The organism is Microcoleus sp. PH2017_05_CCC_O_A (assembly GCF_020738785.1).
Taxonomy (GTDB): domain Bacteria; phylum Cyanobacteriota; class Cyanobacteriia; order Cyanobacteriales; family Microcoleaceae; genus Microcoleus.
This window is the reverse complement of the sequence record NZ_JAEQCB010000061.1, coordinates 1-15,452: the sequence shown is the minus strand read 5'-3', so window position 1 is coordinate 15,452 and position 15,452 is coordinate 1. Positions and strand designations below refer to the sequence as shown.

Below are 15,452 nucleotides of genomic sequence, written 5' to 3'. Positions count from 1 at the left end.
GGTTGGTCTATGACGCTACCTTGATGAGAGCAGGTTGAAGGAAGCCTATTCTGAGATGATTAATAGGTGCCAGATTCGTGATTCCACTTCTGGTGCAGGGGTTCGCTCTCCACGTTCCAGCATGGATACATAACGCTGCGACATCCCTAGCCAACCCGCTAATTGTGCCTGACTCCAACCTTTGGCTAATCTTGCTTCTTTTATCTCATTGCTTGTCAGTTTAGTCTTGGGAGGTGCTTTCAGGCGGGGCTGAACCTGTTTGAGTTCAGCCCTGGTTGCTAGCATTGTGGGGATAGGTGCTGGCGGATGGATGGTAATTTTAGCTGCCAACAGCGTGTCAAAGTATCCTATTTTTTTTCGAGACTTGCTACCAGGTCTCAGCCATTCTGGGTAAGTTTCTTGGTCAAACTCGATCTGAAACCCTTGCTTGAGTTTCAGCAGCACTTCTAGGGTGCGATTCCAGTTCTTTGTCAGCTTGTAAGTTTGTTTACGGTCTGACCGAGCTAGATCGATTGCCGTTTGGGGCAATAGCGCCTTTAGGAGTGTCTCCACTTTGTAACTGCCACTGGTGTGAAATCGGCTTTCCATCGTCAGATGAAGTGCTAAGCGCAAAGCCAGTTCATCATGGTAGGCGTCAATTTTGAGAATGTCCTGAGCTAAATAGCCAAACTGATACAAGGCTTCTTTGGCGAAGTAACCTGCTTTGTTCAAGAAGGCATGAGTCCAGAGCCCCGGTTGGACTGTGATGTAGACTTCATCAGGCTGCTCTATTTTGCCCTCTAGATTCTGCTGACCTGTTAACTGAATTTGAATATTCCACATTCGCGAGGTGTCAACGCTGACTCTAATTCCACCTTTTTTGTGTTTGCCTTCAATCCATGTGGCTTTAATTGCTAGGCAACCTAGAGCATACGCAGTTTTAGCTACTTCATTGAGTTTTTGAGACGCGGGTAAGTCTGTGCGTTTGTCCCAGCCCATTTCCTTGATTAAGTCATTGCCTTCGAGAGTGAATAAGCTTTTCCACGGCTCTTTTTGTCTCATAATATGAGCGGCAAAAATCAGGTGCAATTTGGCAGCAGTCAGCCCAAATCTGTTAATAATTTGCATTGCCTCGTCTAAAGGCAACAGCGTGATGTCGTCGGGGCTGGCAATGTAATGCTCGATGATGTTGTTGGGGTTGCCCTTGGCTCGGTGTTGGAAGTAGCCGACACCTGAAGGGTATTGCTGCCACAAATCTATTCTAAGTTGTGCGTGGAGGCTAGATACCATAGGAGGGGGCGTCGCAACAGGGGCGATCGGTATATTCTGGTATAGACGAGGTTCTGTAATGGGCTTGTCTGGGCTGTCTCTAACTTCAGCCAGACTTTCTGAGCTGATGTTATCAATTATAATTTTAGTCAATGGAAGAGAGGGTACAGCGCTCGGGTTGATGTTGATTTTGTTCATTTTTCCTCTTTGTCTGTTGATAAACCTAGACCAGAAATCGTGGAACACAAACCACAATCCGAACCTGATAAAGCTTACCTTGATCGCACTTTTTCTTTTGAATTCGATTTACCCAAAATCGCCGCGTTCCGATTCCAGAGAACCATTCATTATATTCCAATCAATGTCATCATCAGGAAAGAGTGATAATTGCCCAGGTGATACGTTGGACTGACCACGATTATGATACGAAAGGTGACAGGCAGTACAAAGAGCGATTAAGTTTTCTGGACGGTTGTCCTCCGGTATTCTGTTTCGGTGATGCACTGTCAAAGTTAACTTTAAGCGTTCGGATTTGGTTAAGCCACTTTTTTTACCGGGTCGGAGGCATTGTTGGTGGCACTTAGTACAGCGCCAAAGAGCACTTTCTTTTATGGAAAATGCAATCTCTTTCCAATTGTTGGGATACCTTTTGGGTTTTGTCATAATCAATCGTAAAGTCTGATTTTTTTTATAGTATGGCAAGCTCTTTTGTTGCTACCATATGTATGCTAAATAACAACTCTCAATTCATTTAGAAAAGCTCCCACTGTTTCAGTTGTAGCCATTGGTCGTACTAACTGATGAAATAACTGGCTCATTACAACAGGTCCTAATCTTTTTCTGGCTTTAGTAATAGCTGCTTTGCAGGGAGTTTTCCAGAATCTACCATTTTTCAACCAGACTTCATTAGACCTCTTGCAAAAAAATTTTGTGCTATTATAGAAAGTTTAGCTAATTTTATTATTTAGCAGGCTGGGGAAGTTTAAGGAGATGGCAATCAACCCAATAATTCAAAGTTTGACCTAAATTTGACCTAAACTTGAGCAAGTTTTTAAGTATAACACATATTTTTTTTGCAAGATGTCTATTAAGTCCATCAATCAGATTTTTTAGTACATCGTGCATTGAGTCTTTTGACCATAAGCTCATTGCTACGATAAAACATACTACCAGTTGTGATGGTAGCGGACGATGCCGTTTTTATGAAAGTTTTTGTTTTCAGGATAGCCGCTTCTATTTCTGTTGATAGAATCGCTATCTCTATTGCTTTGAATATCTCGCTAATTCTGAGCTTGGGAGATTCTAATAATAATTTTTTGTACGGCACTATACTTGATTTACTTTTTTATACATTATACCTAGTGTACCACTTGTTCGACCTTAAGTAAATCGTATTGACTTATAAGTAAAATCTGGCTTGCACCACTGATGAACAGTGTTCAATAAGATGCGTTCCCCCTTAAGTGAATGTCAGTAACATGATACCTCATCTTTTAGAGAAAGGCTATAATATTCAATTTTGTGAAAGAGAGCAATAAAGCTAATTTAAAGAAGCTCTGTGTTGAGAATTCGCTTAGTTTTAGCTAACAGCTCTTGCAGTTCGCCAAGTTCGATTAAAATATCTACTTCTAACTGAGATTCTAACTTTTCTGCCGCTAGTTGGAAGAGTCTTGTTTGAATGCAAGTCGGGAGTCTTTCTGACGCTCGCAAAGTGTCTTTTGTTGTCTGTGATGATTGTTTTAATTGTTCGGTAGTGATATTTTTTATGTGTTCTAAAAGCGGTTTGAGTTGAGAAGAAATGTCCCAATAACGGTAAATTTGTTTGAGCGTTCCGAAATAAGATTTAAGTTTTTTTGCAACAGTTTTATGACCTACCTGAAGGTAAATTTGGCTAACCAGTCCGTCTTCTGCGAATTCGTAATCGATTTGGATACTATTGCATTCAAGTTTGGGATTGATGAGTATGGGAACTAAGTTTTGCACGTTTGGCGGCAGAACTTTGTCATATCCATTTAATTCGTTGATGCTTGCTGGGGGGAGATTTGTCACTAGAAATAGGTTGTTAGCTGCATAGAAAATTTTTTCTCCTTCTTCTCCCAATTCACCCGTCATGTTGTTTTTAACTGCGGCTAAAATTGTTTTAGCTGCGTAGAGTTTACCTGTTTTTATTAATTGTATTGCTGATTCAAAGCTGGCTGTTTCTTCTTCTGTTAAGTCCGATAAGACATCGGGATTTAAAGAAAATTTTTCTGGTTGTTGTGTTGGGTCTACTTGCTCTGTTAAGGTGGTAGTAAGAGAATTGTCTTGAGGAGGTTGAGAGGTCGTGCGGGCGGCTTCGTATTGTTCAGAAATAGAGAATGAATGACTATTTTCTCGTTCAATTTTAGAAGGTGTTAGAATATCTTCAAACTGTTGGGGTTCATTTTGGTAATTCTCGGTATTTGAGCTGTCTTCCACATCGGAAGATCGCTCTAAAGGTGAAGGTGGCAAACTATTTTCTGACTCGGGTTGATGAGAAAGTGTTTGAGTGTCCTGTAATTGTTTGTCTTTATCTGGGTAATTTTCTACTGTTTGCTCGCATTCAATATCTTCGGGTATTTCGACATCCAAAGATAGATAAGTAGTTTCTCTATCTGGTTGAGGAAGCGATGGAGAAAAATCTAACTGTTGGTTTTTCTCTTGAATTATTCCTGCTCGATCGCTATCTTGAACGTCTTCCGATTCTTCAGAATGCAAAGGAGGAGTAGTTTTTGATCGATCGCTATCTTGAACGTCTTCTGGTTCTTCTGAAGGCAAAGGAGGAGTAGTTTTTCGTTTGAGTTGAGGGAGCGTTTGATAAAAGTCTAATTTTTGTTTTTTATCTTGGATAGCAGGTGTTTGTTTGCTGTCTTTAATATGACCATTTTTCTCAATCGAATGAGAGGTAGAAAAGTTTTTTTGAAATGGGATTGAATCTAAGGGGGGCGAGGAGTTGTTAATAATGGACAAAATCTCTGGTAAGTGTGTGTCCATCATCGTTATATTGGTGTAAACTAAACCTGGGGGGGTAACAACTAGCCTGAAACCCAGATGTGGTGAGGATTGAGCCAAGGTGTGCTAAAAAAAGATAGGCAGCATAATTGTTACACGCTTGCCTATCCAAAAAATAATGATACCAACATTTTACCAGACTCATTTAAAAAAACAACTGACGAAAGCTCATTTTCTTGTAATGACAACTTTGCTATCTGTGATCCAATCAGAAAAACAAGTAAGATTAGAACGACTGGCACGGGTATTTCCTTATCCAATTACAACAGAAAGTCGGCGTAGAAAAATACAAAGATTTCTGGATTTACCAAGCTTAACTATCTCATTAATTTGGTTCCCGTTGATTACTTATTGGTTGACCACTTATTGCTGCATTGGTACTCGTTTATCAATCGCAATTGACCGCAGTCAATGGGGGTGCATTAATCTTTTTATGGTTAGCCTAATCTGGGAAAAAAGAGCAATTCCATTATACTGGTCATTATTGCCAAAATTAGGAAACAGTAACTTGGAGGAACAAACTACAAATTTAGAGCAAATTTTACCATTGTTTTCAGAATATAAAGTTATCGTTTTAGGAGATCGTGAATTTTGTTCTGTCGATTTAGGAAACTGGCTGAGGGAAAAGGGTGTATCTTTTTGTTTAAGACTGAAAAAGAATCATTGTATCGAAACGGAACATTTAGTTTGGCAACGGTTAGATGAATTAGGAATAGTACCAGGAACCTCTTTATATTTTCAAGGTAAAAGAGTAAGAAAAACTCAGCCTGCTACTGGATTTGATGTTGCTTGTAAGTGGAAAAGAAACTACGGGGCATGGAAGGTTGATGAAGCGTGGTTTATACTCACAGATTTAGGGTCATTGTCGGCAGCTATCGATGCTTACAAGCAACGGATGGGTATTGAAGAAATGTTTCGAGATTGTAAAACAGGAGGCTACGATCTTGAAGGAACTAGCTTAAAAGGAGACCGACTTATTAACATGATTTTGCTGATGACGCTCGCCTACAGTTCGGGAATATTTCAAGGCACTGAAATGAGGAAAAAGCAGGTGCAAAAATATGTATCTCGCCGCAAAGAACCTAAAAAAAGATATCGAAGACGGAGTACATTTGGTGTTGGTTTAGATGGCGAAAAGTGGGTTAATTATCTAGAACAATATTCTGACGAGGTAGAACAGTTAATGAAGTTAAGTCCAAATAAACGCCGCTTTTATCAACAAGGTATGCGGGCAGCAACCCTTATACAGTCTATCTCGTAGACCTCTTTGTCACCCCCCCAGAGCTGCGCTTGACCTCTCTTTCGCATCCATCGGTGCCGCAGAAAAAGAAGATCCGTCGCTGAGTTGTACCAGAGTGGGCACGGGCTTAGAAGCCAATCGCGACATTGACCCGTAAAGCAAAAACATCGCAAACAGAACTGCTAGCTGGCAGCAAAATGATGCCGTCGAAACTACTCCTAACCAATCACGCTGCGAGGGGCTGCGAGCTCTATCCAAAAAATCTAATTTCTTCTTTTTTTGTTTTAAATCATGATTTTTTTCTGCTGCATTCATAACACTATTTTCCTTTGTGAATTTGCGTGAATTGAATTTTTCCAATTAAATCAATTACATTCTGGTAAACTGGCTTATATGATGAATTAAAGCTAGGGTATTTTCATAAATTACACCTCTCGTATTTTGGCAAATTGTATGAATTGCTTAATCATCAATCGTGTCAGCATAACTTCATCAATTACATCGTGATAAACCTGGTCAAGCGCATCATAAATTGCATCAATCGGTACTTTGAACTACTGAATCAGTTGCTTTGCTGGCTGCTGACTTACCAGCCGAAAACGACCCGGCAATCCGCCCAGCGGCAGAACCCGCAAAGCTCATGCCTCCAGACATAAATGTCTGTCCCAAAGTAGACAGGCTTGTAAAAACTGCCATACCCGCTCCTGCTGCCAAAACTAACGACAGCACCGGTGCAATAATCCCCACACAAATTGCAAATACTAAATCCATCCCCGATTTTGAATTGATAAATAAAGTGGCTGTCAGACCGGAAATAATATTGAAGCAAATCTTCACCATTCCAATGCTAAAAAAACCTGTAAGCCAAGCAAAAATAGCTTTCTGCCCAACTGGTAAAAGCGAGCCACCCATTGCTAAAGGGCCTAATAGACCTGTCAGTAACATCGAAATCTCAACTATCCATTGAAATGCCATACCAAAAGCCAAAAGTAGACCTTTGACAAACAAAACTAACTGTGTTTGCAGTTGAGCTACTGCGCCATCCACTGCACCTTTGATCAAATTTGGATTCAAGCCGCCACCCGAAGAAGATTTCGGCATACTTTCTGCTTGTTTTTGCACTTTTTCAAGGCAGGTTTTTTGCAATGCAGGCGGCTCCAGCGAACACTGTTGGAGCTGCCCCCTCAAAGCATCATTCATACCAACAGACATCATTGCTTGCCTGTAAGCAGATTGTAAATCCATTGAGCCGGAGGTTGACTCTAAAAAAGAGCGGTTGGCCTCGTTAATTATATTTCTTAAGCCGATCGTTCCTTTCGACAAATTAGCGCCGCTATTGCTAAGAAATATGATGACTATTATCGGCCAGATTAACTCACTGAAGGCTTCTATGTTTTCATCGTACATCATAGCTTTTGTCCAATTCACCATGAACAAAACAAAAGTTCCGATCGCAAAAAACAACCCCAGTTTGCAAATTGCCGCGTACAAACCGCCTCCGAGAACATCATTCCACAGCCCGTCCATCGACTGACTGACTAGGTTTGAGGCTTGTTCTCCCTGCTTGGTGATGTCCGTGACAGCTTGACCAAAATTGCCGTCTCCTACTGTTGCAAAGTAAAAGATGAAGTAAAAAGTGAAGTAAAACATGGCAGTTAAACAACTAAAATCAAAAAAGCTTTGCTTGTGATGCAGTTTCCAAATTGCCTAATCCCTGAGCTGCTTGCTCGGTCTTTTGAAGCTGAATTTGACTGTCTTGAGCCTTCGATATATTAGAGAGGAGGACGTTACTTTGAGCTCGACTCTGCTCAGCTTTCAAGGCATCTGCGCGAACAGAACCCAAGGTGTTGGCTATCTCGCTGTTTTGACTGGCTAAACGCTTCATCACGTCTTGAGTAACTACGTCTCCTTGAGCTTGTTCGCTGAATTGCTGCACTTTTTTAACCGAATCTTGCGTTGCAGCAGCTTGTTCTACTTGCTGCTTTTGTCCGGCCTCTGATAGCGTTCCGGCTGCTGTCGCCCTCGCAGATTCCCTGTCAATTTCGTTAGCTAATTCTGTCGCTTTGTTTACCTGCAAATCTTTCGCACCGACACTTTTTTCCACTGCGTCACGGCTTTTTGCGGGGTCGGGAAGTCCCAAGTCACCCATAGCTTGACTCACGGCTGACTGCAAATCGTTGCCCAAATTTTTGGACATATCTTGCAGTTTGACCATCAGCGTTTTTTCTACATAAGAACGCAAGGATTCTACTTGCTGGCTGAACTGTTGCAAAACTAACTCTAAGGGATTGCTCGTAGCACCTGAAGCGGCTTGAACCTCTGGCGCATAAACCAGAGGAACTGCTACCAATAATCCTAAAATTAAACCGCCTGCTATGAGTTTAATTTCTAGTTTGTGCGTTGCCTCTGCAATTTTGCTGTTAGAGCCTAAATCATTAGTTTTCATTTCAAAACTCCTACTTTGATAGTTGATAGTTGACAGTTGACAGTTGACAGTTGACGGTTGATAGTTGATAGTTGATAGTTGGGCTTTGAGTTGAGATGTTGGTTGTTAGTTAGTTGTTAGTTATTGGTTTAAGTTGAGATATTAGTTATTAGTTGTTGGGTCTTGAGTTGTTAGTTGTTGGATTTTGAGTTCTTGGTTGTTGGTTGTTGGCTGTTCGTTGTTGGGTTTTAAGTTTTGAGTTTTGACTGTTGGGTTTTAGCTGTAAGATTTTGGGTTTGGACAAATCTCAAACAACATTAATTAGCAGCAAGCATTCGCGCCAGTTCTGTAATTGCCCGTATTTTGTCTGGCTGTCGGGTAAATGCGTCTTGCCGCGCCTTCTGTTCGTCGGGATTATTCGCAGTAATCGCCAGCAGCGGTAAGCTTGGGTAAAATCTGGCAAACGTAAAAGTGCCGCCATCATCAATCAGCCACTGCGAATACATCCCTGTTTTTTTAGGAAAGAAACTCTCTGCTGCATTCCGACCAATTACTTCTCTGGGATATTTCAAAATAGTCGCAAAACTATCAACGGCTGCGGGTTGAATTCTGCCTACTAATCTGGTGCTGAGATTTTGAAATATCTTCGCTCCCGCAGGAGATTTAGCAATAGTATCGGGGTCTTGTGCTGATAAAATGACGCGAATTCCTGATTTTGCTCCGTTGGCACAAAGCCTGCCAATTAGATTAGAAATCGCGTCAAATTCAAAGAGTACGGGAGCTTCATCAATAAAAAAGATAGAAGCCTCAGAGGCTAAAGCGCGGCGCAGGGCGGCAGAATAAGCCGAAAGTGCCATCTGTGCCGCATCTTCATCGTTGGAAAGTCCCCGCAGTGCGAATACCAGCAGTTGAGCGTCATTCTTAAACGTAGACGGGGCTGCTAGCGCTTTACCAACGCGAGATTCCACCCAAAACCGGAGGCGAAGTTTGATGCGTTCGATCGCCCCTTTGGAATCCCCGGCGATAGAATCCATACGGAGGCGTTCGTGGGAACAATATCCGATAAAATCAGCGAGAGTCGGCATTGCTTGCCAATCCTGCGTACCCAAACCGGCTTTGTAAGCAGCAGCATAGCGATCGCGAATCAAAACATCGGCAAAAAATGCTTTGAGTGCCAGTCCCAAGATCGATCGCACCATGTCGGAAAATGCAGCATCTGTCGATTCTCCTCGCCTACTCCCGACTACCATCGACAACAGTGCCGACAGCAAAAAGTCAATGTAGTCGTCCATCCTTTCTTTTTGCAGGCTTGAGGGCAGCCCTTTCAGGTTGGGGATTTCAAAGATATTATTCGCTTCCGTCGTGATGTCAAAATAAGCAGCTTCATGCTTCAAAAACTTCGCGTAATCGCTGAAGGTGCTGGTACCATCAGGTTTGGGATAATCCAAAATTACTACAGGCAAACCGGCTGCAAGGCCGTAGGTAACGACGTTCCCAGCCAACAAGGATTTGCCGGATCTCGTAGCGCCAAACAATCCCAAATTTTTATGTTGGTAGTACAAATCGACGCGAACCGGCGTACCCCCGTCGTCGGAAATCAATTCAAAGCCCTTAGCATCCCCCGGCTTGGTACGCACCAAAGGCAACAGCCCCGGCGCTTCTCCCGACAAATACAGCTTCCTGCGGTTGAACGGAACTGCCATCAGGTTGTCCCAGGTTACGGGCAAACATTGAAGCCATATTTTCCAGGGATATTCGCCCTCTCGCGCTACCCACGCTGGGGAAACGAACAGGGACTGAAAAAAGCGGCAGGCATCATCAAGTTTAGATGTAGTGCTGCGGTGCAGCAAAAATGCTACTCCCACATACAGCGGCACGTCACCTTCATAAATCGATTCTTGCGCCGCCACCGAACGCTTTAAATTAATAGCAGCCATGACATCTACAGAATGGTGGTCTGTTGATATTTCGGCGGCGGTAATCGCTTGCTTTGCCACTCGCTGCATTTGGGTTTTTACTATGTCTTGATTTGCCCGCGCTACCTCACAAACAATTTCCGTATCCGCAATTGCTTCTCTCGAAATTACTTGCCATAAATAAAGCATTTGCTTGTATTTATCGCCCCAACCTCCCGGCTTTTCCAAAAAAGTTAAAACCCCCACATACTTACCCTTTACATGAACCCATTTGCGGTCTGCTACCGGGATGCTGAAATCCGATTCCATAAGAACTGTCACCGGATTCCACTCGCTACTGACTTCCTCTCTCAGACCGGATTCGTCGAGTACCAAAAGCTGCGGAATTTCCCTAATCTGGGTTTCGTTAAAATATTCCCAAAGCTGCTGCCACATTTCAGCAGCCGTCATGGCCCTGACGGTCAATCCCATTTTATTTGATAGCAATGCTTCCCATATTTGAAAGCCATCAGTATAAGCCGAATTCAGAATCCCATCCACTTGATTGAATCTAGCTTCGTCGTATTCGCCTACAAATCTTTTCCACCCTTTTTCAAGGCGAACCAGCACTTTTTCTATGGCGTCCGATGCGCCAGCACTGCCGGGGTCTACCGTATAAGTACAGTAGAGGCGTAAATATTTGGGTTTGCGAATTCCTAAATTCCTCAACTCGCGGACTCTCGACCTTTCTGCCATAATTAAATAGCGAAGTTCGGTAGATTTTACCTGTCGGTACAGATCCGAAAGTTCTTCTTGCCGTTCGCTGTCTACAGAGAAAGAACCCAAATGAATTGTCAGAGATTCACCAGGAAGTATATCTTTTAAACCACTTTTACGCAAATATATAAGGTATTTTTTAAGTTAGTTCATTAAAGCACAAATTATCACTTTCACTAACATTAGGATTAGTCTTTAGGTAGTCACGGAGCCAATTACAACCCCGCCCTAATAAATTATTCAGTTGAGCATCAAGAGCCACAATTACTTCCGTACCATCAAGCCGCCAAAGTCTCACTGTTTTGTCTTCACCGCAGGATACAATTGTTTGACCATCAGAACTAAAATTTACACCCAAAACTCTATCAGTATGACCCTGAAAGCTTTGCAGCAGTGTACCATCTAAACTCCAGAGTTTCACTGTTTTGTCATTACTGGCTGAAGCAATTATCTGACCATTGGGGCTGAAACTTACCTTATTGACAACATCGCTATGTTGGAAAGTTTGCAGCAGTGTACCATCTAAGCGCCAGAGTTTCACTGTTGCGTCAAAACTAGCGGAGGCAATCATCTGACCATCGGGACTAAAACTAACACTCCAAACCCGATCGCTATGCTCTACAAAAGTTTTTAGATGCGTACCATCAATGCGCCAAAGTTTCACCGTTTTATCATGGCTAGCAGAAGCAATTATCTGACCATTAGGACTGAAACTTACTCCATATACCCAATTGCTGTGTCCCTCAAAAGTGTGTAGAAGTTCGCCGTTTATTCGCCAAAGTTTTACCGTTGTATCGTGACTAGAGGTGACAATCTTCTGACTGTCGGGACTGAAACTTACTCCATATACTCTATTGGCATGACCTCGAAAAGTTTGCAGTTCAGTACCATCAAGGCTCCACAATTTCACCGTTGTATCATCACTTGCCGAAGCGATTGTCTTGCCATCAGGGCTGAAAGTGATACTAAATACTCTATCGCTATGCCTGCGGAAAACTCGGAAGGGTGTGCCATCAATTCGCCACAGTCTTACTGTTCTATCCCAACTACCAGAAGCAAGTGTCTGCCCGTCAGGACTGAAACTTACACTCCAGACCTTTTCAGTATGTCCAGAAATGATTGTATTATCGATCTGCCAAAGTCTTACCGTTTTGTCATCACTGGCAGAGGCAATTGTCTTGCCATCAGGAGAGAAGCTTACACCATAGATTTTGTCGCTATGTCCCTCAAAGGTTTGTAGTAGCGTACCATCGACACGCCAGAGTTTGACTGTTTTATCAGAACTAGCTGAGACAATCGTCTTGCTATCAGGACTAAAAGTTACGGCATTAACTACATTTGTATGCCCAGAAAAAGTTTGCAATAGTGTGCCATCAATCCGCCAAATTTTTACTGTATGGTCATCACTAGCTGACGCAACGATCTGACCGTCAGGACTGAAACTTACTCTGTTGACACTTTCCTTATGCCCCTCCAAGGCGTGCAATAGCGTACCATCGATTTGCCAGAGTCTCACCATCTGGTCAAGACTTGCTGAGACTAGCATTTGACCGTCGGGACTGTAACTCACTCCGTAAGCCATATCACTGTGTTGAAGTGTTTGTATAACTTTACCGTCAAGGCTCCAGAGTTTTACTGTTTTATCATCACTGGCTGAGGCAATTATCTGACCGTCGGGGCTAAAGCAAACTTTATTGACCATGTTTGTATGTCCCTTAAAGATTTGCAGTAATGTACCGTCAAGTCGCCAGAGTTTTAGCGTACAGTCAGCACACGCTGAGACAACCATCCTACCTTGCGGACTAAAACTTACGCCATAAACCCAATCGCTGTGTGGAAAAGTTTGCAGCATTGTACCATCAAGTTTCCAAAATTTTAGTGTATGGTCAGCACTAACAGAAGCAATCATTTGACCATCAGGACTAAAACACACATCATTAACTTTGTTGCTGTGTCCTTCAAAACGATTGCGTTCTTGAATACCATAAACTGCTTGCCGTAGAGCATAAATAGTCCGACGCTTAATATCATCTGGTGGTACTGGCGTGTGCTGTAATTTTCTGCCTGCCTTGACAATAGCTAACAATGCCAAAAGTTCATCATGTAGTAAAAGCCGGGATTCAGACAACGAAACTAGCGCGTCAATCTCTGAAATTTCAGCTTTTCTAAGTAACTCTTCCTGAAATTTTCTTCCGCTATCCTCATACTCTCGACTTTTTTGGATAAAGGCTTTTTCATTCGGTGGGATCTCTTCGTCTCGTTTCTCTATCCAGTCTTCTGCCTCTGCTAACAGTGCTTTTTGTAGCAAACCACCCTCATTTTGATTAATTGCGTCCCATCGTTCTATTGCTGCTCGTAAGCGTTCTTGCCAAGTGCGAAACTGATTATTTTCCTGCATCCAGTCCCGCAAACAATCCCATCCCCTAATCAGCGCTTCATGTACAACCTCAACGGTTTCTTCTTTTGTTGTATCGTCTCGACCCGTTACAAGTAAACGGGCATCAGCTAACTTCTTCACTAAATTCCAGTTATCTTTTCCAACCTCATTGCGAGTGGCCAGACGACGAGTATCCTGCTTTTTTTCCTCAAAATTTACTAATTGAATAAAGATTCGCTTCAATCGCTGCTGCTCTTGCTCACTAAGCGAGTCAAATATAGAATCTGCATAATTAGCAAGGGCTTTTTCTACACCCCCTATTTCCAGGTACGCCTTATAATCCAGCAATGATTTTTTCTGTTTGTCCCATAATTGGTAAAGTGCAAACTCTAAACATGGTAAAATACCAGGCTCTCCCAAAACAGCGTTTAGGATGCGGTCAATCAGACAATCCTCAATTTTGACTTTCTGTTTCTCGGCTGGCTTTTCAATTGCTTCTTGCAGTTGTTCGCGAGTCATAGCATACAGAAATTCAGTTTTGAATTCCTGCAATGCTTCGCCAAGAGAGGAATCAAGAGCGTGTCCTAGAAAATCATCGCGTAAAGTTAAGACTAGCGTGAAATTTGCTGTCTGTTTCGCAGACGCGGCTCTGACTGCTGCTAACAATTGATTGAGGAAAGGCAGGCGCTCATCTTCTGGACTGATGGTGTACAGTTCCTCAAACTGATCGACAACTAATAGAAAACGATGACCAGAGGCGTTGTCCTTCAAAATATCAGCGATTACATCCTGTAACGCATCAACACCTTGCTTGAGATTGTTAGCTAAGTTTTTATTTTCACGCCGCTTGTCATTATTGCTGATGGTCTCCCACTGAGCGGTTAGCAGCGGGTTGAGTCTTTTAGCCAAATTATAGAAAGGGCTACTCTCTGGTCTGAAGTCAGCAATGACCCAGCCCCCTTCTTTTTTCAGCTTGGGGATAAGTCCTGCGAAGACAACTGATGATTTGCCACTACCAGACCGCCCAATCACAGGAACCAAAGGCTTTTTCCGCACGGCTGCCAATAGCTGCTCAATGAAAGTATCCCGCCCAAAGAAAAACTCTGCATCTTCTTCCCCAAAGGCAGATAGGCCACGATACGGATTTGGAGGGATAGGTTGCGAATTCGTTTCAGATATATCAGGCGACTTGGGTTGAGCATATTGGTCCTGAGCAAGTTGGTTGCCCCATTCTGTATACGAACAGCCCAGCAACAACTGACACAAGCCATCGATAAGCCAAAGTTCACAGGTATTTCGTTTCCCTTTCAACACATTCAATACCGCTTGGTCTGAGGGGCTGCGGTCAGGAATTCGGTTTTGCCAATGGACTATGAATTCACCAGTGCGGGCGCGACTGCTTCCGGGTTTTTTGTATCTTTTTTCAAACTCGGTGAGTAATCTTTGTTGCAGGTCGGGGCATACATTCACAGAGACATTGGCTAGGCTCATGGAGGAATGGTACTGATGTGGATGGTGCTTTTAGGTATTTTGGCAATTTTAGCATCAAAGTTGGCTTAAAGTTGGCTTTTTTATGATTTGGCTTAAAGTTGGCTTTTAAAGTAGCGTTTCGTGTCCCTATTAAACTTAACCCCTGAATACACTCTAGTCATGGGCTGAGTTAATGTATGAAATCGGATTTGACACCCTGTTCAAAGAATACAAGTTCAAAAACTAATGGAATAATTTCTTATGTCGAAGGAATATAAAAATTCGATCGCGAACGTAGCTATAAAACAGCAACATGGAGAAGTTGACAATACAGAGTGGGCTACTTCAATACAAACCGCTTGTCTTGAAGTAGTAAAAGATTACCCCAATAGTAAGCGAGAAAAATTTGAAAAACACCCCTTTGATCCAGAAATTAGGAAAGAGCTTCGACCTTGCTTTGAATTGGATAACTGGCATGGACTGCTCGAACTTCTAGAGGACTGGAGCATCATCGCAGGAGTAACGCTTGTATCTGAGTTAGTGTTGAATCGGCACTTATTTGCAGGAGTGGTGGTTTACGTTACTGCAATCTTAATCATCGGTGCGAGGATGCGTGCTCTGGCCGATTTACTCCACCAGTCCGCGCACCGAACTTTGGCAAAAAATAAAGTTCTCAATTTTGTCTTAGGGACATTCCCCTCTGGATATCTTGTACTGCAAAGTTTTACAGGCTACTACTTTTCCCACATCAAAAGACACCACAATTATTTGGGAGATCCTGCTCTAGACCCAGATTATATTGGTTTGCAAGAGAATGGTTTGTACCACGAAGGTCTGTTTGCTGCCAATGTTCGCTGCTATTTAATTAGGATTTTCCACCCAGTAACTACACTTAGCGGGACTTAAACAAATTTTAAGCCCAAACAAGGCCTAAACTGGCTTTATAAGCCGAGAATACGTCCCAATTTTGGTTCAACCATTTCACAAATC

General features: G+C 42.6%; 9 protein-coding genes and 2 pseudogenes. 2 read left to right on the top strand and 9 right to left on the bottom strand.

All coding sequences use genetic code 11. The features are described from left to right. Positions 1–45: 45 nt before the first annotated feature. The 4 genes and pseudogenes from JGK20_RS15420 to JGK20_RS15405 form a co-directional block, all read right to left on the bottom strand. A complete protein-coding gene (locus tag JGK20_RS15420; RefSeq protein WP_293231181.1) occupies positions 46–1,446 on the bottom strand; it encodes a helix-turn-helix transcriptional regulator in 1,401 nt (466 codons plus the stop codon). A gap of 533 nt (positions 1,447–1,979) precedes the next feature. Beyond that, positions 1,980–2,156: pseudogene (locus JGK20_RS15415) on the bottom strand (IS4 family transposase); the annotation flags it as partial. Between the two features lie 52 nt (positions 2,157–2,208). Further along, positions 2,209–2,448 (bottom strand): annotated as a pseudogene (locus tag JGK20_RS15410) (transposase domain-containing protein); the annotation flags it as partial. Positions 2,449–2,793: 345 nt separating this feature from the next. After that, positions 2,794–4,263: a hypothetical protein gene (locus JGK20_RS15405; RefSeq protein ID WP_293231178.1), complete on the bottom strand. Its 1,470-nt coding sequence runs from the start codon at positions 4,261–4,263 to the stop codon at positions 2,794–2,796. 133 nt (positions 4,264–4,396) lie between these two features. On the opposite strand from JGK20_RS15405, the gene JGK20_RS15400 reads away from it, so the two are divergent. After that, entirely contained in the window at positions 4,397–5,539 is a 1,143-nt protein-coding gene (locus JGK20_RS15400) for an IS4 family transposase (protein ID WP_293231175.1), read from the top strand. A 9-nt stretch (positions 5,540–5,548) separates the two neighbouring features. Here the strand turns inward: JGK20_RS15400 and JGK20_RS15395 are convergent, their stop codons facing one another. The 5 genes from JGK20_RS15395 to JGK20_RS15375 all read right to left on the bottom strand — a co-directional run bounded on the left by JGK20_RS15395 (position 5,549) and on the right by JGK20_RS15375 (position 14,306). Further along, entirely contained in the window at positions 5,549–5,833 is a 285-nt protein-coding gene (locus JGK20_RS15395; protein ID WP_293231172.1) for a hypothetical protein, read from the bottom strand. Between the two features lie 222 nt (positions 5,834–6,055). After that, positions 6,056–7,168: a hypothetical protein gene (locus JGK20_RS15390; RefSeq protein WP_293231169.1), complete on the bottom strand. Its 1,113-nt coding sequence runs from the start codon at positions 7,166–7,168 to the stop codon at positions 6,056–6,058. Between the two features lie 19 nt (positions 7,169–7,187). Beyond that, complete coding sequence (locus tag JGK20_RS15385) at positions 7,188–7,964, bottom strand: hypothetical protein (protein ID WP_293231166.1); 777 nt, start codon at positions 7,962–7,964, stop codon at positions 7,188–7,190. A gap of 296 nt (positions 7,965–8,260) precedes the next feature. Further along, complete coding sequence (locus JGK20_RS15380; protein WP_293231163.1) at positions 8,261–10,738, bottom strand: hypothetical protein; 2,478 nt, start codon at positions 10,736–10,738, stop codon at positions 8,261–8,263. Positions 10,739–10,754: 16 nt separating this feature from the next. Further along, complete coding sequence (locus JGK20_RS15375; RefSeq protein ID WP_293214009.1) at positions 10,755–14,306, bottom strand: AAA family ATPase; 3,552 nt, start codon at positions 14,304–14,306, stop codon at positions 10,755–10,757. Between the two features lie 417 nt (positions 14,307–14,723). Between JGK20_RS15375 and JGK20_RS15370 the strand changes: the two genes are divergently transcribed. Beyond that, complete coding sequence (locus tag JGK20_RS15370) at positions 14,724–15,368, top strand: fatty acid desaturase (RefSeq protein WP_293231160.1); 645 nt, start codon at positions 14,724–14,726, stop codon at positions 15,366–15,368. Positions 15,369–15,452 lie beyond the last annotated feature (84 nt).